20 protein-coding genes are annotated in these 20,133 nt (G+C 74.8%); 11 read left to right on the forward strand and 9 right to left on the reverse strand.

Annotated elements, in window-relative coordinates; translation table 11 throughout:
• The first annotated feature begins 255 nt into the window (after positions 1 to 255).
• The 4 genes from G5C62_RS16370 to G5C62_RS16385 all read left to right on the forward strand — a co-directional run bounded on the left by G5C62_RS16370 (position 256) and on the right by G5C62_RS16385 (position 4,409).
• Complete coding sequence (locus G5C62_RS16370) at positions 256 to 1,233, forward strand: PDR/VanB family oxidoreductase (RefSeq protein WP_164701799.1); 978 nt, start codon at positions 256 to 258, stop codon at positions 1,231 to 1,233.
• 14 nt (positions 1,234 to 1,247) lie between these two features.
• Positions 1,248 to 2,000: an IclR family transcriptional regulator gene (locus G5C62_RS16375; RefSeq protein ID WP_241175945.1), complete on the forward strand. Its 753-nt coding sequence runs from the start codon at positions 1,248 to 1,250 to the stop codon at positions 1,998 to 2,000.
• A 124-nt stretch (positions 2,001 to 2,124) separates the two neighbouring features.
• The gene (locus G5C62_RS16380; RefSeq protein ID WP_164701801.1) at positions 2,125 to 3,813 is read left to right on the forward strand and encodes a PHP domain-containing protein; all 1,689 of its coding nucleotides are present in this window, start codon (positions 2,125 to 2,127) and stop codon (positions 3,811 to 3,813) included.
• On the forward strand, positions 3,813 to 4,409 hold the full coding sequence (locus G5C62_RS16385) for a hypothetical protein (RefSeq protein ID WP_164701803.1): 597 nt from the start codon (positions 3,813 to 3,815) through the stop codon (positions 4,407 to 4,409). Before G5C62_RS16380 ends, G5C62_RS16385 begins: the two co-directional genes overlap by 1 nt.
• 46 nt (positions 4,410 to 4,455) lie before the next feature.
• Here G5C62_RS16385 and G5C62_RS16390 read toward each other — a convergent pair whose 3' ends face one another.
• Together G5C62_RS16390 and G5C62_RS16395 are read right to left on the reverse strand one after the other, a co-directional pair.
• Positions 4,456 to 4,752 (reverse strand): hypothetical protein, encoded by a 297-nt coding sequence (locus G5C62_RS16390; protein WP_036335646.1) that lies wholly within the window; start codon positions 4,750 to 4,752, stop codon positions 4,456 to 4,458.
• 29 nt (positions 4,753 to 4,781) lie between these two features.
• Positions 4,782 to 5,129: a VOC family protein gene (locus tag G5C62_RS16395; protein ID WP_241175946.1), complete on the reverse strand. Its 348-nt coding sequence runs from the start codon at positions 5,127 to 5,129 to the stop codon at positions 4,782 to 4,784.
• Positions 5,130 to 5,211: 82 nt separating this feature from the next.
• On the opposite strand from G5C62_RS16395, the gene G5C62_RS16400 reads away from it, so the two are divergent.
• Positions 5,212 to 5,685 (forward strand): NUDIX domain-containing protein, encoded by a 474-nt coding sequence (locus G5C62_RS16400; RefSeq protein WP_241175947.1) that lies wholly within the window; start codon positions 5,212 to 5,214, stop codon positions 5,683 to 5,685.
• Positions 5,682 to 6,353, forward strand: a complete 672-nt coding sequence (locus tag G5C62_RS16405; protein WP_036335649.1) for a Pr6Pr family membrane protein — start codon at positions 5,682 to 5,684, stop codon at positions 6,351 to 6,353. Before G5C62_RS16400 ends, G5C62_RS16405 begins: the two co-directional genes overlap by 4 nt.
• A gap of 44 nt (positions 6,354 to 6,397) precedes the next feature.
• On the opposite strand, the gene G5C62_RS16410 is transcribed toward G5C62_RS16405, so the two are convergent.
• Positions 6,398 to 7,192 carry an endonuclease/exonuclease/phosphatase family protein gene (locus G5C62_RS16410; RefSeq protein WP_036335651.1) on the reverse strand — a complete coding sequence of 265 codons (795 nt, stop codon included), beginning with the start codon at positions 7,190 to 7,192 and terminating at the stop codon, positions 6,398 to 6,400.
• Between the two features lie 124 nt (positions 7,193 to 7,316).
• Between G5C62_RS16410 and G5C62_RS16415 the strand changes: the two genes are divergently transcribed.
• From G5C62_RS16415 to G5C62_RS16425, 3 genes are all read left to right on the forward strand, one after another.
• On the forward strand, positions 7,317 to 8,207 hold the full coding sequence (locus G5C62_RS16415; RefSeq protein ID WP_164701807.1) for a 1,4-dihydroxy-2-naphthoyl-CoA synthase: 891 nt from the start codon (positions 7,317 to 7,319) through the stop codon (positions 8,205 to 8,207).
• 15 nt (positions 8,208 to 8,222) lie between these two features.
• Entirely contained in the window at positions 8,223 to 8,555 is a 333-nt protein-coding gene (locus G5C62_RS16420; protein ID WP_164701810.1) for a hypothetical protein, read from the forward strand.
• Between the two features lie 88 nt (positions 8,556 to 8,643).
• Complete coding sequence (locus tag G5C62_RS16425; RefSeq protein ID WP_164701811.1) at positions 8,644 to 9,273, forward strand: TetR-like C-terminal domain-containing protein; 630 nt, start codon at positions 8,644 to 8,646, stop codon at positions 9,271 to 9,273.
• An 85-nt stretch (positions 9,274 to 9,358) separates the two neighbouring features.
• On the opposite strand, the gene G5C62_RS27575 is transcribed toward G5C62_RS16425, so the two are convergent.
• Both G5C62_RS27575 and G5C62_RS16435 read right to left on the reverse strand, forming a co-directional pair.
• A complete protein-coding gene (locus G5C62_RS27575) occupies positions 9,359 to 10,033 on the reverse strand; it encodes a TetR/AcrR family transcriptional regulator (RefSeq protein ID WP_206330687.1) in 675 nt (224 codons plus the stop codon).
• A gap of 42 nt (positions 10,034 to 10,075) precedes the next feature.
• Positions 10,076 to 10,597, reverse strand: a complete 522-nt coding sequence (locus G5C62_RS16435; RefSeq protein ID WP_164701813.1) for a DUF5946 family protein — start codon at positions 10,595 to 10,597, stop codon at positions 10,076 to 10,078.
• 131 nt (positions 10,598 to 10,728) lie between these two features.
• Between G5C62_RS16435 and G5C62_RS16440 the strand changes: the two genes are divergently transcribed.
• Both G5C62_RS16440 and G5C62_RS16445 read left to right on the forward strand, forming a co-directional pair.
• A complete protein-coding gene (locus G5C62_RS16440; protein ID WP_164701815.1) occupies positions 10,729 to 11,835 on the forward strand; it encodes an NDMA-dependent alcohol dehydrogenase in 1,107 nt (368 codons plus the stop codon).
• Positions 11,836 to 11,912: 77 nt separating this feature from the next.
• Entirely contained in the window at positions 11,913 to 12,578 is a 666-nt protein-coding gene (locus tag G5C62_RS16445; protein WP_164701817.1) for an HAD family hydrolase, read from the forward strand.
• Between the two features lie 100 nt (positions 12,579 to 12,678).
• Here G5C62_RS16445 and G5C62_RS16450 read toward each other — a convergent pair whose 3' ends face one another.
• The 4 genes from G5C62_RS16450 to G5C62_RS16465 all read right to left on the reverse strand — a co-directional run bounded on the left by G5C62_RS16450 (position 12,679) and on the right by G5C62_RS16465 (position 19,941).
• Positions 12,679 to 13,671, reverse strand: coding sequence for a glucosyl-3-phosphoglycerate synthase (locus G5C62_RS16450; protein WP_036335664.1), 993 nt, complete (start codon positions 13,669 to 13,671; stop codon positions 12,679 to 12,681).
• 150 nt (positions 13,672 to 13,821) lie between these two features.
• Positions 13,822 to 14,643: an MBL fold metallo-hydrolase gene (locus G5C62_RS16455; RefSeq protein ID WP_164701818.1), complete on the reverse strand. Its 822-nt coding sequence runs from the start codon at positions 14,641 to 14,643 to the stop codon at positions 13,822 to 13,824.
• A gap of 34 nt (positions 14,644 to 14,677) precedes the next feature.
• Complete coding sequence (locus G5C62_RS16460; RefSeq protein ID WP_164701820.1) at positions 14,678 to 17,305, reverse strand: diguanylate cyclase domain-containing protein; 2,628 nt, start codon at positions 17,303 to 17,305, stop codon at positions 14,678 to 14,680.
• The gene (locus G5C62_RS16465) at positions 17,302 to 19,941 is read right to left on the reverse strand and encodes a bifunctional diguanylate cyclase/phosphodiesterase (RefSeq protein ID WP_164701822.1); all 2,640 of its coding nucleotides are present in this window, start codon (positions 19,939 to 19,941) and stop codon (positions 17,302 to 17,304) included. The genes G5C62_RS16460 and G5C62_RS16465 overlap by 4 nt, the downstream gene beginning before the upstream one ends.
• Positions 19,942 to 20,133 lie beyond the last annotated feature (192 nt).

Consider the following 20,133-nt stretch of genomic DNA (forward strand, 5'->3'; position numbering starts at 1 on the left):
GAAGACGTACCGCGCGGCGGGCACCAGCTCGAAGTGGTTCCGCGGCCCCCGGACGTCGATCTCCGCGCCCTCCTGCACCTGGTCGTGCACGAGGGCCGAACCGACCCGCTGGTGATCATCCGCCGGGTCCCGGTCCCCGCCTGACGAAGTCGAAGGACCCCGTCCTCCTCACCCCTCGCAAGCTCGGGGCGAGCCTCGGGACGGGGCCGGGGCGGGATCTGGCGATGCGGGCTTGACCCCACGACGAGGAGAGCAGTGCACAGCACGCATGACGAGGTCGACCTGCGGCTGCAGGTGGCCCGGCGGACGACGGGCGCCGAGGGCGTCGTCGTCCTCGAGTTGCGCGACCCGACCGGCGCCGACCTGCCGGCCTGGTCGCCCGGTGCGCACATCGACCTGCTGCTGCCCGGCGGACTGACCCGGCAGTACTCGCTCTGCGGCGACCCGCACGACCGGGCGGTCTGGCAGATCGGCGTGCTCCGCGAGCCGGCGGGGCGGGGCGGTTCGGCCCTCGTGCACGACCAGGTGCAGGAGGGCGCGGAGATCGACGTCCGGGGGCCGCGGAACCACTTCGAGCTGGTGCCCGCCGCGCGGTACGTCTTCCTCGCCGGCGGCATCGGCATCACCCCGATCCTGCCGATGGCCGCCGCCGCGGAGGAGGCCGGCGCCACCTGGGAGTTCCACTACGGCGGGCGCACCCGGACGTCGATGGCCTTCCTCGAGGCGCTGGAGGCGCTGGAGGCGAAGACCGGGCACGGTCTGCGGGTCACGCTGCACCCGCAGGACGAGGTGGGGCTGATCGACCTCGACCGCATCCTGGGCACCCCGCAGCCGGACACGAAGGTGTACTGCTGCGGCCCCGAGCCGCTGCTGGCCGCGGTGGAGCAGCGCTGCGCCGACTGGCCGCCCGGGTCGCTGCACGTGGAACGATTCGCCCCGAAGGAGCAGGGCGAGCGGGTGCTCAGCGGGGACTTCGACGTCGAGCTGACGCTGTCGGGCACGACGCTGACCGTCCCGCCGGACAAGTCGATCCTGCAGGTGGTGGAGGAGGCGGGCATCCCGGTCCTCTCCTCGTGCCAGGAGGGGACGTGCGGCACGTGCGAGACCGGAGTGCTGGAGGGGACCGTCGACCACCGCGACTCGCTGCTGACCCCGGAGGAGCAGGCGGCGAACGACACGATGTTCATCTGCGTCTCCCGAGCCGCGTGTCCGAAGCTCGTCCTGGAGCTCTGAGCCCGGCCGGTCCGGTGGCCCGCCGGACGGCCGGCAGCAAGCTCTTGGCCGTCCTCGACGCGTTCACCCGGGACCGGCGCGCGCTGACCCTCTCCGAGATCGCCCGGGCCACCGACGTCCCGCTGTCCACCGCACACCGGCTGATCGGCGAGCTGTGCAGCTGGGGCGGGCTCGAGCGCGACCCCGACGGCCGGTACCGGGTCGGGTTGCGGCTGTGGGAGCTGGGCGCGCTGGCGCCGCGCGGGCTGGGCCTGCGGGAGGCGGCGCTGCCGTTCATGGAGGACCTCTACGAGGTGACCCACGAGAACGTCCAGCTGGCGGTGCGGGACGGCGTCGAGGTGGTGTTCGTCGAGCGCTTCGCCGCCCGGGAGGCGGTCGCGGTCTACACCGAGGTCGGCGGCCGGTTCGCGCTGCCGCCCACCGGGGTCGGGCTGGTGCTGCTCGCGCACGCACCGACCGCGGTGCAGGAGCAGGTGCTGGCCGCGCCGCTGCGCCGGTACACCGCGCAGACGATCACCGACCCGGTGCAGCTGCGCCGGGTGCTGGCCGAGGTCCGCCGTGCCGGGGTGGCGGTCAGCGACCGGCAGGTCACCGACGACGCGGTCTCGGTGGCCGCGCCGATCTCCGCCGGCGGCGAGGTGGTCGCGGCGTTGTCGATCGTGGTCCGGGGCAGCTCGGCAGCCGCCGTCCGGCCGATGGCGCCCGGTGTGCGGGCCGCCGCCCGGGCGATCAGCCGGACCCTGGCCGGAGGCCCGGCCGAGGGCTGAGGTACGGCGCGCTACCGGACTCCCGGAGTTCTCTCGATGATCCTCTGGGTGTCACCCGTTGGTCTGCACCGGCGACGGAGAGTTCCCGCGACAGATGCAGCACGGACTATGCGGGAGCGCCTCGATGAGCCACGACCACGACCACCCCCACCACGACCACGACCACGGCCACTCCCACGGGGCGGTCTCCGGCGTGGAGGGCACCTGGGCCGACCCGCAGGCCGACGACCCGTTGTCGGTCTCGCGCCGCGCCTTCCTGGCCACCACCGCCGTCGTCGCCGGTGCCGCTGCCGGGCTGGGCAGCGCCGTCACCGGCGTGGGCCAGGGGGTCGCTGCCGCCGCTGGTGCCGGGACGACGACGAACGCCTGGACCGGTCGCACCCGGTACTACGCGGGCGACCACCACATCCACACCAAGTACTCGCCGGACGCGCAGTACGACGTGTCGACCCAGGTCATCAAGGGCCGCCAGTACGGCCTGGACTGGATGGTCATCACCGACCACGGTGGCGTCGCCCACCAGAAGCTCTCGATCGACAAGATCACCCCGGAGATCGAGAAGGTCCGCCGGCAGTACGCGGGCACGATGGTCTACCAGGGCCTGGAGTGGAACATCCCCGGCGCCGAGCACGCCACCGTCATGCTGCCCCCGGGCAACGCGACCGTCGACATCCTCAAGGCGTTCGAGGCCGGCTACGACGGCAGCGCGCTGGCGGCCAAGGGCGTCACCGGCAACGTCGAGCCCTACGCCATCGAGGCGCTGAAGTACCTGGACAACCAGGTGCGCAACCGGCGCACCGAGATCGCGCTGATGTTCGCCAACCACCCCTCCCGGCAGGGCATCGACAGCCCGCACGAGCTCCGCAACTGGCGCGACGCGGCCCCGTCGGTCGCCGTCGGCATGGAGGGCGCGCCCGGTCACCAGGCCGCCGGCATCCCGGTCTCGCAGGGCGGTCCCGGCAGCGGCCGTGGCTACTACGACAACGCCGGCACCAACCCCACCCGCTTCCTGCCGTACCCGCCCGAGTCCTACCGGACCTTCGGCGGCTTCGACTGGATGACCGCCACCCTCGGCGGGCTCTGGGACTCGCTGCTGGCCGAGGGCAAGCCGTGGTGGGTCACCGCCACCTCGGACTCGCACCGGGTCTTCCGGGACACCCGCGTCCAGGGCCCGCTGGACTTCAACGCCAACGGCACCAAGGGCGACCCGGTGGACACCGGCCGGCCGATCACCCAGTACGGCGACTTCTGGCCCGGCCAGTACAGCAGCACCCTCGTGGGGTCGGACTCCCGCTCCTACGTCGGGATCATGCAGGGCCTGCAGGCCGGCAAGGTCGTCGCCGTGCACGGCCGGATCATCGAGGCCCTGGACGTGCGGGTCCGCTCGGTGAAGGACGGCGACCCGCAGGGCGCCTCGCTCGGTGGCCGCACCTGGGTGCGCCGCGGCGGCAGCGTCACGGTGACCATCACGGTCAAGGTGGCTGGCGGCGCCAACGCCAACGGCGACGTGCCGAAGCTCGCCAAGGTCGACCTGATCAGCGGCCCGATCACCGGGGAGGCGAGCGACCGGGACCGGTTCACCGCACCGGAGACCACCGTCGCCAAGACCTTCGAGGTGGGCCGCGGCCGGGCGCAGTGGACCTTCGAGCACACGTTCACCAACGTGGAGCGCTCGTTCTACGTGCGCCTGCGTGGCAGCGACGGCAACCAGCTGGACTCCAACGGCAACCCGCTGATGGACGTCGTCGGGGACGCGAACCCGTGGGAGGACCTCTGGTTCTACGCCAACCCGGTGTTCGTCGACGCGATCTGATGACCGCATCGCTGACGGCGGTCTGGTGGGGCGGGGCGCCGGCGGCCGACCGGGTCGCCGACGCCCACCTGCTGGCGGCGGTCGACGAGGCGCTGGCCGGCTCAGGGGCCGCGGCGGAGCTGGTCTGCACCCACGTGGACGGTTCCGCCCCGGCGCCCCGGGTCGGCGTCTCGATCCGGCTGACCGGGGAGCCGGCCGGCCCGGCGGCGACCCGGTCGGCCCTGGCGAGGGCGCTGGCCGGCCCGGCGGTGGCCGGCGGCACCCACGACGCGGACGTCGCCGGCCCGGCCCGGACGGCGCTGGTCGAGGCCGGTGCCGGGGACGCCGGCCGGGCGGTCCGTTTCCCGGGGTCGGCGTCGGTCACCGGGCGGGTGCCCGTGGCCGACCTGATCGCCGCCACCGCGATCGAGCAGGTCGTCGGGATCGGCGTGGAGCCGGTCGGCACCGACGTCGTGGACACCGGGCCGAACGGGTTCCTGCGGCCGCGGTTCTCCGGCGGCCGGCTCACCCTGCTGGTCGAGCGGGCCGCCGGGGGCGTGCTCCAGCCGTTCGAGATCGAGGACCCGCACCAGTGCTGCGAGGGCGGCGGGCACTGAGCGACCCGCGGGGGCAGGGACGGTCCGTCCCTGCCCCCGCGGACGTTCAGACGGCGGAGACGGCGAAGCCGATCTCCTTGTCGGCGACGCACGCCGGGAAGGTCTCGAACACCCGGGCCCGCTCGGGGGAGTCGTGGTACGTCTCCTCCACCCGGCGGAACTCGTCCTGGTCGCCGTCGTGCGCGACGGCCCAGGTGAACGTCTGGTGCTCCTCGTCGGCCAGGGCGAACAGCACCCGGAACCCGTACTGCTCGCGCACCGGCAGCAGGGTCGGGAACCAGGCCAGGAAGTCGGCCATCCGGCCCGGCTCGAGCACGTATCGGCGCAGCTGCACGGTCTCCATGCCGTCATCCTGCCCGTCGGGCCGGCAGCTCAGGACGGGGGCGCGTAGAACTGCAGGTCGTTGCCCTCGGAGTCCTTGAACGGTGCGAGCCGGCCCCACGGGTGGTCGGCGATCCCGCCGAACTCCACGCCCTTGTCCTGCAGGGCGGCCACCTCGGCGTCCAGGTCGCCGTCGGGCTGGAAGGTGATCACCGCGCCGCCGCTGGCGGGCTGGGCGCTCTCCCGCGCGTTCAGCCCGATCATCAGGCCGTTGGCGTCGAACTCGCTCCAGTCCTCGGTGGTCTTCCCCTCGGAGAGCCCCAGGGTGTCCCGGTAGAACGCCCGGGCCCGGTCCATGTCCGTCACCGGCACCCACACACTCGCCACGCCACTCGCCACGTCAGCACTCCCTCGTCCTCGATCGGTCGTGCCCGACCGGTGCCCCGCGCGGCGACCGGTCAACCCACGGCAGACTGTCGGCGTGCGCTCTCCGACCGATGGCTGGACGACCTGCGCCCTGGGCCACCGGCACTGGGGCCTGGCCGGCGCGGCCGGTCTGCTGCTGCACCGGCCCGGTGCCGACGGTGTCGAGGTGCTGCTCCAACTGCGGGTGGAGTGGTCGCACCACGGCGGCACCTGGGGCACCCCGGGCGGCGCGCTGCACCCGCAGGAGTCCGCGGCCGACGGCGCGCTGCGCGAGGCGGGGGAGGAGCTCGGGCTGCGCGCTGTGGACATCGTCCTCGGCGCGGAGTGGGTCGACGACCACGGCGGCTGGAGCTACACCACCGTGCTGGCCACGCCCGCCGGCGCGCTCGAGCCCGACGACCTGGCGCTGAACGAGGAGAGCGCCGGCGTCGGCTGGTTCGCCCTCGACGCGCTGCCCGTGCTCCACCCCGGGCTCGCCGCGACCCTGCCGGTGCTGGCGCGCGCGGTGACCGGCTCCGACGCCACATGAGCGGACGGCAGATCGCGCGGGGCTACTGGGCGGTGGTGGCACTCGTCGTCGGGGCGTGCCTGGCGACGTCCCTGGTGCGCACCGTGCTCGAGGCGGCGGGCGGCCGCACCACCACGGTGACAGAGGTGGTCCGGTGGCTCAGCCTGTTCACGGTCGGGAGCAACGTGCTGGTGCTGGCCGCTGCGACGACCCTGGCGCTCGACCCGGTGCGCTCCGGCCGCCTCTGGCGGGTGCTGGTGCTCGACGCGCTGCTGGCCATCACGGTCACCGGGTTGGTCTTCTCGGTCCTGCTGTCGCCGACCGTCGACCCCACCGGCGTGACCGTGTGGACCAACCTCGTGCTGCACTACCTGGCACCGCTGGCCATGGTGGGCGGCTGGCTGGTCTTCGGGCCGCGGCCGCGGATCACCGGCGGCACGGTCGCCTGGGCGATGATCTTCCCGGTGGCCTGGATCGGCTGGACGATGTGGCACGGCGCGCAGAGCCGCTGGTACCCCTACTTCTTCCTCGACGCCCGCGACCTCGGCCTCGCGGTCGCGCTGCGGAACACCGCTCTCGTCGTGCTCCTGGCGCTGGTGTTCCTGCTGGTCTACTGGGCGGCCGACCGGTGGCTGCCGGCGACCGACGGCCGCCGACGGGAGCGCGAGGAGGCCGCCGCGCAGAGCTGACCGTGGGCGGGCGCCCCCGGGGACCACACGGCCCGCGCGAGGGCTCAGCCCGGGGACACCGACACGGTGACCAGCCGGTGGTCGCCGAGCGGGAGCTGCCGCACCTCGGGGCGCTGCGGGTCCAGGCCGGCCGGGCCGAGCAGGTGGTCGAACTGCACCCGCGGCGCCGGGGCCGGATAGCTCGGCGCGCTGACCAGTCGCGTGGCGCCGAACACCCGCGCGGGCACCGGTCCGACCAGGTTGAGGTCGCCGGCCAGCACCACCGGGCCGGGCAGCTCGGCGCACCACCGGCGCAGCCGGGTCAGCTGGCGCAGCGCGGTGTGCGGCGCGAAGGACAGGTGGGTGCAGACCACGGTGCAGTGCTCGAGCTCGGCGGCGATCGCCAGCCGCGGCTCGTCGGGGAACCACCACCGGCGGGTCTGCCCGGTGCGCGGGTCGGGCGCCCGCAGCGGCAGCCGGGCCCGGCCGGCGCCCAGCGCGAGCACCGACCAGCGGTGGACCGGCAGCCGACTGAACAGCGCGATCCCGTAGTGCGGGCCGGTCAGCGTCTCCCAGGACCCGCGGAGCACCGGCGGGTCGACCGGGGTCCAGCTGCGGAACGGGTCGGGGGTGCCGGCGACGGCTGCGGCGAACCGCCACTCGGGCGCACCGAGCGCGGCGGCCACCTCGGCGGCCTGGTCGACACCGTGCGACCGGGGCTGGCCCACGTCGACCTCCTGGACGGCGAGGACGTCGACGTCCACCTCCGCCAGCGCGCCCCGCAGTGCCGCGGCGTCGAGCGAGCGACCGGCACCGTCCCGGCCGGAGGCGAGGTTCAACGTCCCGATCCGGAGTTCCACGCCTCCATCAGACCAGTCCGGGGCCACTCGTGCTCCGCTCACCCGGGCTGAGCAGAGCACGGGGCGGCGAGGAGACCCCTGCTCGGCGGAGCGGGGGCATCCTGCTGCGGCTAGGTTCGGGACCGTGAGTGCCCGCGCCGACGTCTCCGAGATCTTCGACCCCACCGCCTGGCGGCCGGTCGAGGGCTTCGAGCAGCTGACCGACGTCACCTACCACCGCGCCGTCGACGCCGGAGTGGTGCGGATCGCCCTCGACCGGCCCGAGGTGCGCAACGCCTTCCGGCCGCAGACGGTCGACCAGCTGCTCGCCGTCTTCGAGCACGCGCGGCTGGCCACCGACGTCGGCTGCGTGCTGCTCACCGGCAACGGCCCCAGCGCCAAGGACGGCGGCTGGGCGTTCTGCTCCGGCGGCGACCAGCGGGTGCGTGGGAAGTACGGCTACGAGGCCGGCGACGGCGCGAACGGCCGGCTGCACATCCTGGAGGTGCAGCGGCTGATCCGGTTCATGCCGAAGGTCGTCGTCTGCGTCGTCCCGGGCTGGGCGGCCGGTGGCGGGCACAGCCTGCACGTGGTCGCCGACCTGACCCTGGCCAGCGCCGAGCACGCTCGGTTCAAGCAGACCGACGCCGACGTCGGCAGCTTCGACGGCGGGTTCGGCTCGGCGTACCTGGCCCGCCAGGTCGGGCAGAAGTTCGCCCGGGAGATCTTCTTCCTCGGCGAGGAGTACTCCGCCGAGGAGGCGCACCGGATGGGCATGGTCAACAGGGTCGTGCCGCACGCGGAGCTGGAGGCCACCGCGCTGGACTGGGGACGCCGGATCGTGGCCAAGAGCCCGACCGCCCAGCGGATGCTCAAGTACTCGTTCAACCTGATCGACGACGGGCTCGTCGGTCAGCAGCTGTTCGCCGGGGAGACCACCCGGCTGGCCTACATGGCCGAGGAGGCGGTGGAGGGTCGGGACTCGTTCCTGGAGAAGCGCCCGGCCGACTTCTCCCGCTTCCCATGGCACGCCTGAAGGAGGAGGACACGGATGATCGTCGAGGTGATCGGGGGTGCCGACGAGGTGCCCGAGGTGCGGGTGGCCGACGTCGACGACCTGGCCCGGTTGCACCTGGCCGTCGGCGCGCTGACCGACGAGGACGTCGATCGGGCGCTGCGCGAGGCGGGCCTGGGCCGGCTGACCGAGGGGGACACCGGCCTGCTGGACGTGGCGGCCCTGCGCGCCGCCGCCGAGCCGCATGCGACCGCCGACGACTGGGCGCAGCGTTTCGACGGGATGGTGGAGCAGGCCGGCGAGAAGGGTTGGACGGCGGACGACGGGGCCAGCCTGCAGGTGCACGTGGAGCCCGCCGCGTCGGCCTGAGGGCGCTCCCCGACCCGCCCGGCGGCATGTGTCCTCGATTGGAGTCGCTCGGTTGTTGTGGTCACTCCACCTTCTTGGGCACGATTGCATGGTGACCACGACCGATCTGCCTCCGCGACCCGCCGGCGCCCGTCCTCCGGGGCGCCCACTGTCCTCGGAGCTGTCCGAGCAACTGGTGGCCGTGGCGGTGGAGATCCTCGCCGACGAGGGCTGGGGGAGGCTCAACAGCGACCGCGTGGCCGCGCGGGCCCGGGCCGGCAAGGCCGGCATCTACCGGCGGTGGCCCACGATGGCCGCACTGGCGCGGCACGCCCTGAGCACCGCGCCGCTGGTCGAGCTGCCCGCCGACTCCGGGTCGCTGCGCAGCGACCTCTGCGAGCTGCTGGCCCGCTGGACCCGGCCGCTGGACCGGGCGGAGCGAGCCGCCGCGAGCCTGGTCGGGGCAGCCCGGCACGACGACGACCTGCGCGCCGGCCTCGAGGAGGCGCTGGTGCGCCCGCTGGCCGGTGCGGTGCGCGAGCTCGCGGCGCGGGAGGCCGCCCGCGGGCGTGAACTGCCGCACCAGCGGGTCGCGCTGCTGGGGTCGGCGGTGCAGGCCCTGTGGTGGCAGCGCTACACGGCCTTCGGTCCGGCGCCGATGAGCACCGCGCAGGTCGAGCAGCTGGTCACCGACGTGCTGCTGCCGATCGTCGAGCCGGCGCAGCTGCCGCCCGGCTGAGGGAGGGCCCCGTCCTCCTCATCCCTCGCGAGCTCGGGACGAGCCTCTGGACGGGGCCGAGGGGCGGGGGCAGCGGAGTCCTCCTTCAGTCGATCCGCACGTCCAGCTGCCGAGCGAGCCGGCGCACCCCGTCCTCGAGCATGGCGAGGGTGGCGGCGGTGGTCGCGTGCTCGGGTCCGTGCGCTGCGGCGCCGCGCTCCGTGCCGAGCACCTGGCGGCGGTTCGCGAGCACCAGCACCCGCCCGGCCACCAGGAACAGGTCGGCCGCCAGCCGGCTGAGCAGGTCGACCGAGGCGCCGTCCGGCTGCTCCGTCGCCGAGAGCGCCGTCGCCAGCGCAGCGGCCACCCGCCCGCCGGCCTGCTCGACCAGCGTCCGCTCCCGTTCCTGCAGGCTGGCCGAGCACGCCAGGGCCTGCAGGTAGCTGCGGTGCTCCGGCTGCGCCTCCTGCTCCAGCAGCTGGTGGAGGTCGCTCTCCAGGTAGCTGCGCAGCGCGGCCAGCGGTCCGGTGCCCTGCGGCCGGGCCGTGACGGCGGCGGCGACCCCCTCGACCCAGGGCGTCCGGCCGTCGAAGAACAGCGCTTCCTTGCTGTCGAAGTGGTTGAAGACGGTCTGCACCGCCACGTCGGCGGTTGCGGCGACGTCGGCGATGGTCACCGCGTCGAAGCTGCGCTCGGCGAACAGGCGCTGAGCCGCCGCGCGTATCTCCGCCCGGGTCTGCGCCTTGCGGCGCTCCCGGCGTCCTCCTGTCGCCGCGTCCACGGTCGACAATGTAGAGCGCAACTGACCGCTCGCGATGCTGTGTCAGCCGGTCAGTGCCGTGTCCGCGGCGGCGCGCAGCCGGTCGTGCGCCGGTGCCCAGTCCGCCCACACCGCGTCGGCCCAGGCGCGCACCAGGGCCGGCAGGTCCACGACGTCCAGGTCGGCGGCCAGGTCCGCGACGGTCGTCGTCCAGCGCTCCGGTGCGGTCAGGTCACGGGGGGCGGCGTCGTCCACCCGGCTGCCGAGTGCGGCCGAGCGCGCGTGGTCGACGCTCCGCTCCAGCTCCAGGCAGAGCCGGACCGGTGCGGCGGCCGGTCCGCCGGGCACCAGGTGCTGGGCGTCGTAGGCGTCGGTGGACACCCGGAGCAGCGATGCGGCCCGCACGTCCTGTCCGGCCTCCTCGCGCAGGCCGCGCACGGTCACGGCGAACAGCCCGGCGCAGCTGGCCGAGGCGCCGGCGTGCGTGCCGACGAGGCCGGGGACGACGGCGAGCACCGCACCGCAGCCGGGACAGGCGGAGGTCTCCGGCGCCTGCTGGGGGATCGCGGTGTCGGCGCCGGTCACGACGGTCGATCGTGCCGTACGGGGACGGGCACCGCCGACCGGACGGGTGGCACTGGGTGCCACCCGACGGCGAGAGGTGACGCCGGACCCCCTAGCGTGGGCCAGGTCACGCTCGAGACAGGAGACGGTGGATGAAGACGCACGGCGCGGTGCTGCGGGGTCCCGGCGACTGGGAGGTCGCGGAGCTCGAGCTGGTCGACCCCGGCCCGGGGCAGGTGCTGGTCGAGATGGCCTACGCGGGGCTGTGCCACTCCGACGAGCACCTGCGGTTCGAGAGCCAGCGCTACCCCATCGTCGGTGGGCACGAGGGCGCCGGCGTCGTCCAGGCCGTCGGGGCCGGTGTCGCCGGCCTGCAGCCCGGCGACCACGTGGTCACCTCCTTCCTGCCGGCGTGCGGCCACTGCCGCTGGTGCGCCACCGGCCGCTCCAACCTCTGCGACCTCGGCGCGACGATCGGCACCGGGCAGCTGCCGGACGGGACCTGGCCGTTCCGGCTGGACGGCGAGGAGCTCGGCGGCTTCTGCATGGTCGGTGCCTTCGCCCAGCACTCGGTCCTGTCCCAGTTCTCCTGCGTCAAGATCGAGCCGCACCTGCCCCTGGACGTCGCCGCGCTGATGGCCTGCAGCGTCCCGACCGGCTGGGGGTCCGCGGTGAACGCCGGACCGGTGCGCCAGGGCGACGTCGTGGTCGTCGTCGGGACCGGCGGCGTCGGCTGCAACGCCGTGCAGGGCGCGGCGATGGCCGGTGCGGGCGCCGTCGTCGCCGTCGACCCGGTGGCCTTCCGCCGCGAGTTCGCCCAGACCCTGGGCGCCACCCACGCGGTCGCCAGCACCGAGGAGGCGGCGGGCCTGGCGAAGCAGCTGTCCCGCGGCACCGGAGCCGACGTCGTCATCCTGGCCACCGGCACGACCAGCCCGGAGATCACCGGCGGCGCCTACCGCTGCCTGGGCAAGGGCGGCACGCTGGTGCTCACCGGCCTGGCCGACCACACGATGGCGACGACCGTCGCGCTGCCCGGGAACATCACCACCGTCTACGAGCAGCGGGTGCAGGGGGCGCTGTACGGGATGTGCAACGCCTACCGGGACATCCCGCGGCTGCTGCGGCTCTACGAGGACGGCGCGCTCCAGGTCGACTCGCTGATCACCAAGCGCTACACCCTCGACGAGGTCAACCAGGGCTACCAGGACCAGCGCGACGGCACGGTCATCCGCGGCGTCCTCCAGCACCAGCACTGACCACCCCTGAGCCACCAAAATGGCCATTTTGGTGGCTCAGGGGGTGATCGTCCGGGGGACTGGGCAGGTCAGCGGGCATGGCCGAACCCACCATCGCCGTCATGGACGTCGACGGCACCCTCGTCGACTCGAACTACCACCACGCCCTGGCCTGGTACCGGGCGCTCCGCTCACTGGGGGAGACCTACCCCGTCTGGCGCATCCACCGCCTGATCGGCATGGGCGGTGACCAGCTCGTCGCCGCCCTCGGCGGGGAGGAGGTCGAACGGCGGATCGGTGCCGAGGCCCGCGACAGGTGGGTGGAGGAGGTCGACCCGTTCATCGACGAGATCGCCCCGCTGCCCGGCGCCCGCGACCTGCTGGTGGCCATCAAGGAGCGCGGGCACCGCCTGGTGCTTGCCAGTTCGGGCAAGCCGAAGCACGTGGAGGCCTTCCTCGACCTCCTCGACGCCCGGGACCTCGCCGACGCCGTCACCGACAGCGGCGACGCCGAGTCCTCGAAGCCCGAGCCGGACCTGCTGCAGGTGGCGCGGCGCAAGCTCGGTGCCGCCGACGAGACGAGCAGCGTGATGGTCGGCGACTCGGTGTGGGACGTGGTGGCGGCGAAGAACGCCGGGATGCCGGCGATCGTCGTCCGCTCCGGTGGCTTCGGGGACGACGAGCTGCACGACGCCGGTGCGGTCGGGATCTACGACACCCCCGGCGACCTCGCGGCCGCGCTGGACGACACCCCGCTCGCCTGAGCGAGGACCCCGTCCTCCGGCCCCTCGGTGGGGAACTGTGCGATGAGGGCGCGTTCCCGGCCGGGAACGCGCCCTCACTGCACAGTGCGGTGGCCGCTCCTCAGCCGACGACGCCGGCGCGGTGCGCGGTGTACTCGTCGACCGCGCACATCGGGGGCCGCTCGTCGACGGCGACGGTGTGGCTGGTCGGCACGAAGCCGCGCCCGTCGTGGGCGAACTGGGTGAGCAGCCCGCCCGGCTCCAGCCGGCGCCGGTCCGAGCGGCCGCGCTCGGCGCGGGACAGCACGGTCGAGACGATCTGGCCGGCCATCGTGCCCAGCGCCTCGTCGGTCTGGTGGGAGTGCGTGCGGGTGCCGAGGTCGACCTGGGCCAGCCCGTTGAGGCCGCAGACCTGCAGCAGGTCGACCAGCAGGCCGACCTCCACGCCGTAGCCGGAGACGAACGGCACCTGCTCCAGGGCCGAGCGGCGGCCGGCGTACTCCCCGCCCAGCGGCTGCACGAACCCGGCCAGCTCCGGCCACAGCGCGTTCAGCAGCGGACGGGCGGTGAGCTCGGTGACCCGGCCCCCGCCGGCCGGGCGGTGCTCGCCGTCGACCGTGAGCGGGCGGGTGTAGCAGCCCTTGACGTACTCGATGCGGGGGTCGGTGAGCAGCGGGGTGAGCAGCCCCGGCACGTAGTGGCTGACGTCGCCCAGCAGGTCGGAGTCGATGAAGACGACGAGGTCGCCGGTGGTGGCCGCCAGGGACTTCCACAGCGCCTCGCCCTTGCCCGGGCGGTCGCCCTGCCTCGGCAGCACGTCGCCGACCGCGACGACCTCGGCGCCGGCGGCCCGGGCCACCTCGGCGGTCGCGTCGGTGGAGTGGGAGTCGATGACGACGAGCTCGTCGATCAGCGGCACACCCTCGACCCAGCGCTCGACCAGGTCGCGGACCAGGACCCCGACGGTGGTCTCCTCGTTCCGCGCGGGGAGGACGACGCTGACCCGGTGGCCGCCGCGGCGTTTGGCCAGCAGCAGCGCATCGACGTCGATCTCGGCCAGGGAGGTGGCCGACGTGGTGCGGTGCTCGAACCAGGCCCGGGCGTCAGGTCGCATCAGCCCACTGTCGAGCAATCCAGCCACCTCCGGCACGTCGGCGGGGCGGCGTTCACATGAACTTCACGTTCCCCCTGCGGCCCAGGGTGACGGCTGTGTGGCCACCCGGCAAATCCCGTGGGACGGACCCATCGGTGCACCGGAGGTCGGTCAGGTGCTCTCCCGGCCGGGCTCCGCGGCGTCCAGTGCCACGCGGGCGCCGGGGGCGGTCAGCGCCACGGCGGTGGCCGAGCCCGCGGCGGCGACCGCGGCCGCGAACCGGCGGGGTGGCTCGACGAGCAGTGCCCGCATCCGGGCCCGCCAGGGGCTGGGCACCGAGGTCAGCCCGGCGACGGCGAAGGTGCCCCAGTGCACCGGGACGGCGACCTGCGGGCGGAGCAGCGCCACGGCCCGGGCGGCACCGGCCGGGTCCAGGTGGCCGGGGCCGAGCGTGGGGCCCCACCCCCACACCGGCAGCAGGGCGACGTCCACGCCGTCGTCGCCGAGGTCGGCCATCCCGGGGAAGAGGTCGGTGTCGCCGGCGGCGTAGACGGTGACGCCGTCCCCGGCGAGCAGGTGCCCGACCGCCGGGGCGTGCGGGCCGTGGGTGAACCGCGGCCCCCAGCGGTGGGCGGCGTGGTCGGCGGGGGTGGCGGTGACGGTGAGGCCGCCGTCGGTGAGGCTCGCACCCGCACCGAGCTCCTCGACGGCGGTGAAGCCGTGCCGGCCGAGCCATCGGCCGGCGCCGCGGGGCACCACGATCGGCGTGCTGCGGCCCAGCCGGCGCAACGAGGGCAGGTGCAGGTGGTCGTTGTGCAGGTGCGAGACGACCACCAGGTCGACGCCGGCCCAGGCCTCGGGAGCCAGGCGGGGGACCACCCGCCGCAGCGGGCCCAGCCGGTGGGTGAGCAGCGGGTCGGTGAGCACCGTCCGGCCGGCCAGTTCCACCCGGACGGTCGAGTGGCCGAGGAAGTGCAGGGACGGCGCGGTCACCGGGTCAGTGTCGCGCCGACCACCCGCCCGGTCGTCACACTCCGGCGCGTGGTCGCGGCAGCGGCACGGGGACGGGTACGGGGGCGACCACCGCGGGACCGGGGTGGCGCAACAGGGCGGCCACCTCGGCGGCGGTCAGGCCGGTCGGCAGCACCGGGCCGGAGACGGCGACCACGCCCTGCACGCGCAGCTCGTGGAGCAGCTGCCGGGAGTCGATCTCCTTGGCCACGGTGGACACCTCGAAGTCGCGGGCACTGCGGCCGATCGCGCCGAGCACCTCCAGTGTCCGGTCGTGGTTGCCGCCGGCCGACAGGTTGCGGACGTCGACCATCACCACCTCCAGGGGCAGCCGGGAGAGCTGCGACCACAGGGTGGAGCCCATGCCGTAGTCGTCCAGCCCGATCCGGACCCCGGTCCGGTGCACGGCGTGCAGCGCGGGGATGAGGGCTGCCGACGAGGTCTGCAGCACCTCCTCGGTGACGAAGAGGGTGAGCCGGGGTGGCGCCAGGTCGACCGCGGCCAGCGCCACGGCCACCTCGCCGGGCAGCTCGTCGGCGTGCACCAGCCCCGCAGGCAGGTCGACGGCGACGAGCAGCTGGTCGTCGAGGGCGGCCACGTCGGCGCAGGCCCGGGTGATCAGCCACTGCTGCAGGGCCGCGGTGCAGCCCTGCCGTTCGGCGGCGGCCCACAGCTCCGCCGCGGGCAGCGCGCCGAGCTCGGGGTGCAGCCACACGGGCTGGGCGTGCAGCGCGGCGAGGACGCCGGTGTCGCCGTTGGCGATGGTGTCGAAGCGGAGCTGGACCTCCCCGTCGGCCAGGGCGGTGGCGACGGAGCTGCTGGCCGCGGCCTGCGCCACCCGGTCGTCGGTGTGCAGTCGCCAGCAGCCCTTGCCGGCCCGCTTGGCGGCGCCGAGGGCGGCGTCGGCCTGGCGGAAGGCGAGCTGGCCGCCCCCGGGGTGCACCCGGCAGATGCCCACGCTGGCGCCGACGGTGAAGGTGCGGTCGCCGATCCGGCAGGGCCGGGCGAGCACGTCGAGCACCCGCTGGGCGGCCTCGACGGCGGCGTCCTCGCCCCCGGCCAGCAGCACGGCGAACTCGTCGCCGCCGAGGCGGGCGACCAGGTCGTCGGTGCGCAGCAGGCCCTGGAGCCGCCGGGCCACCTCGACCAGCAGCAGGTCACCGGCCTCGTGGCCGGCGGAGTCGTTGACCGCCTTGAACCCGTCGAGATCCAGCACCAGCAGGGACCGCTCGGCGGTGGTCGCCGACCCGGCGGCCATCTCCTGGAAGAGCAGTGCACGGTTGGGCAGCCGGGTGAGGTGGTCGGTGAACGCCATCCGCTCCAGCTCCTGCTCGCGGCGTCGCCGGGTGGTCACGTCCCGCAGGTGGAGCACCCGCCGCCCGCTGCCGGGGCGCTCGTGGTGGGTGACCTCCAGGTCCCGGCGCTCGCCCTCGGGGCCGTGCAGCCGCAGGTGGACCACGGGGGTGACCCCGCCGGCCGCGGTGGTCAGCTCACGGCGGACGCGGGGGCGGTCCTCCTCGTGCAGCAGGTCCAGCAGCAGGGGGTGCGGGTCGGCCTCGACGACCCCGAGCAGGGTCCGGGCCGCGGGGGAGGTGAACTCGAGGCGGAGCTCGGCGTCCACGATCGCCACGCCGTCCGAACTGGCCTCGACCAGGCCCCGGAAGTCCTCCTCGCTGCGCAGCAGGTCCTCCTCGATGCGGTCGCTGTCCCGGATCCGCATGAACAGCCGCACCAGCAGCAGGAGGACCACCACGGCGGTGCAGGCCAGCGCGCCGTCGGGGACGCGCAGGTCGAGCAGCAGGGCGGTCACCAGGGTGACCGGCACCCCGATCAGGGCCAGGACGTCGATGACCAGGCCGGCGGAGTTCACGGTCGGGGTGGAGTCGGCCGCGGAGGACCGGCCCGGGACGGCGCTGGCCAGCTGGACGGCGTGGACGGCGGCGACCAGTGCGCCGGCGATCGCCACGTCGGCCGCGGCGGCCCACGTCGTGCCCGGCTGCACGATGTGCACGGCGAGCAGCGCCGAGGCCAGTCCCAGCAGCCCGGTCATGAGGATCATCGCGGTCGCCGGACGCCGGACGGCCGCGGTCGACACCGTGCACAGGGCCCCGACGACGCCCACGGCCACCGCGGGGTAGATGCCGTAGGCGAGCACCAGGGGCAGCAGGTCGGGGTCGATCGCACCCGGCGTCACTGCCGGGGCCAGCACCAGCACGTCGGCGACGACGACGAGGGCGAGGGTGACCAGCACCCCGTCGATCACCAGGATCGGCCAGCGGGTGCCGCGGACCCGCCCACCGATCAGCGCGGCGCTGACCGTCGGCCCGAGGGCCGCGATGAGCACGAGCAGGTCACCCAGGCCCAGTTGGCCGAGGGCACCGCCGACGCCCAGCCCGGTGACCAGGCTGGCGCAGGCGAAGAGCAGGGAGCTGGCGCCCAGGACCTGCCAGGGCAGCCGGTCGCGGACGTCCATCCCACGGGTGAGCCGGGTGCAGCGCCAGGCCGCCCACCCGCCGAGCGCAGCCAGCACCAGGTTGTCCCACTGCGGCACGGCCCCGTACGGACTGGCCGGCACGGCGATGCCCAGGGCGACCAGCGCACCGAGCAGCACCAGGCTCAGCGGTGCCCGCCGGACCTGGTTCACCTCGGCAATCCGTCGTCCGCGGCCCGGGGCAGCCCCGGTGCCGAGGTGGGCACCGGCGCCCCGCCCAGCCCTGGGAGCTGGGTGGTCAGCGCGGCCTCGTCCAGCGGCCGGGCCAGCAGGTAGCCCTGGATGAACCGGTGGCCCATGTCGCGCAGCAGCTGCAGCTCGGTCGCCGTCTCGACGCCCTCCACGACCACGACGAGGCCCAGGCTGGTGCCCAGGTGCAGGACGGAGCTGCACAGTGCCCGGCGCTGCGGGTCGGTCTCGACGTCGGCGAGGAACTGCCGGTCCATCTTCAGGACGTCGATCGGCAGGCCGACGAGGTAGGCCAGCGAGGACCAGCCGGTGCCGAAGTCGTCGACGGCGATCCGGACGCCCAGTCGCCGCAGGGCGGTCAGGTCGTCGGTCACGTGCTCGTCGTCCAGCAGCACCGACTCGGTGATCTCCAGGACCAGCCGGGAGGCGGACAGCCCACTGGATCCCAGGGCCTGGAGGACGTCGGACACCAGTTCGCCGCTGCGGACGTGCCGCGCCGAGACGTTGACCGCCACCGCCAGGTCCGGGTGCGGGAGTGCGGCGACCGTGGCGGTGGCCTCGGCGAGCACCCACCGACCCAGTTCGGTGATCAGCGCCGACTCCTCGGCCAGGGGCACGAACTCCGCCGGCGACACCTCCCCGTACACGGGGTGCCGCCAGCGCAGCAGCGCCTCGACCGAGACGGTGCGGTGCAGCGCCAGGTCGACGACCGGCTGGTAGACCAGCCGCAGCTGACCCTCGGCGAGGGCCTGGTGCAGGTCGGTGCGCAGGGTCTCCTCGCGCTGCTGGGTGATCCGGAGGGCGTCGGAGTGCCGGCGGACCCGGCCGGGACCGGCGGCGCGGGCGCTGCGCAGCGCCAGGTCGCCCCAGCGCAGCGCGTCCCCGGCGTCCGCGTCGGCGTCCAGGGGCGTGACGCCGGCCGCGGCGGTCAGCCGCAGGGTGCCGTTGCCGATGGCGACCGGCTCGACGGCGGCGACCAGCCGGCCGGCGATCACCTCGGCGTCGGCCACCGTGCCGGAGACCAGGACGGCGAACTCGCTCACCCCGGAGCGGGCCAGCCAGTCGTTGCCGCGCAGGGCCCGGGCGAACCGGGTGGTCAGCTCGCGCAGCACCGCGACGTCGTCGCCCGCAGGGAACCCGTCGACGCCCAGCACGACGAGGGAGGCGCTGCTGGCCGACGGGGCGCGGAGGGTGGCGGCGAGCCGCTGGGTCAGGGCCGAGCGGTTGGGCAGGCCGGTCGCCGGGTCGCTCGTGCTGAAGGTGACCACGGGCTCGGCCGGCTGCGGGGCACTGGCGCTGACGTCCCGGCAGTAGAGCACCAGGGCGCCCACGTCGGGGTCGCCGCGCAGGTCGCGGACCTGGGACTGGATGAGTCGCCATCGACCGTCGAGGTGCCGCACCCGCGCCGTCCGGGTCTTGGTCTCCATCGGGTCGGTCGAGGCGGCACTGAGGGCGGCGACCAGGCCCGGGGCGTCGTCGGGGTGGACGGCGGCGGCGATCGAGTGGCCGACGATGCGCTGGGGGTCCAGGCCGAGCAGCGCGGTGATGGCGGGGGAGACCCACTGCACCTGCAGCTGGTCGTCGAGGATCAGCACCGGGTCGGCGCTGCCGCGCACCAGCGTGCGGAAGTAGGCCTCGCTGCGCTGCAGGTCGGTGGTGAGCCGCTGCTGGGTGCGCCAGGACGCCACCTGGTGGGCCAGCAGGGCGCCCAGCCCGAGCACGCCGAGCGTCGTCCCGAAGATGGTGAGCGTCCCGGTGACCTGGACGCTGAGCAGCAGCAGCGAGCCGCCGGCCAGCGCGGTGGCGTGCGGCAGCATGGCGCCGAGGGCGGAGCCGTCCACGCGCCCGCGGTCGGCCGTGGGCTGCGGTCGGTCGGCGTGGCAGGCGACCACCAGCAGGGCCAGCCCGAGGACGCTCAGCGCGCAGGCCAGGTACTGGACGTAGCCCGGCCCGGAGGCGATCGAGGAGCACGCGCCGGCCAGTGCGGTGGCGACCTGGGAGGCGAACAGCAGCCAGCCGACCGGACGCTGGGCGGCGGGGCAGACCGCGATGAGGACCAGCGAGAAGCCGGTGCCGAGGGCGGTGCTGGACAGCAGCGCGAAGAGCGCGATCGTCTCCGACAGGGGCAGCACGCCGTCCCGGGCGATGGTCAGGTGGTAGAGCGTGTGCACGGTCAGCAGGTCGGCGATCACGAAGAGCGTGAACATCGTCGCCACCTGCGCCCGGGCGGCCCGGAGCGACGCCCGGTCGAGCATCCGCAGGATCGCCACGACCACCAGCAGCTGACCGGGGACGCTGCCCAGGGCGGTCTGCCCCCAGGGCAGCACCGACGCGGCGGCCAGGGCACCGCCGGCGCCGACGGCGACCGAGGCGGCGTACCAGCGCCAGCCGGCCGGGTGGGCGCTCCGGCGCCCGGCGCGGGTGAGGAGGACGAGCACCCCGGCGACGGCGAGGAAGTTCACCGTCACCGCCACGGTGACGGCGGTCCGTCCCGGCAGCAGCCCGGCGGACAGGGTGGCGCAGGACGCCAGGACGGCGAGCAGCAGTGGCCGGCTGAGCGTGCGGACGGCGGCCGGGCCGCCCCGCGTCGGAGCGGCCATGGCCCGCCTGGGTGCGGCGAGGGCTCCGGAGGTCACGGATCAGTTGTCGGACCGCGGGCGGCCGTGGGCGCGTGGACGGCTCCGCCCTCGGCGCCATGCTGCCGCACGCCACCGCGCTGGCCGGCGGCTCGCTGCTGCTGCTCAGCGTCCAGGTCACCGGGACGCTCACCATCTTCGGGACGACGCTCGGCG

The sequence above is a fragment of the Modestobacter sp. KNN46-3 genome, from assembly GCF_011039295.1.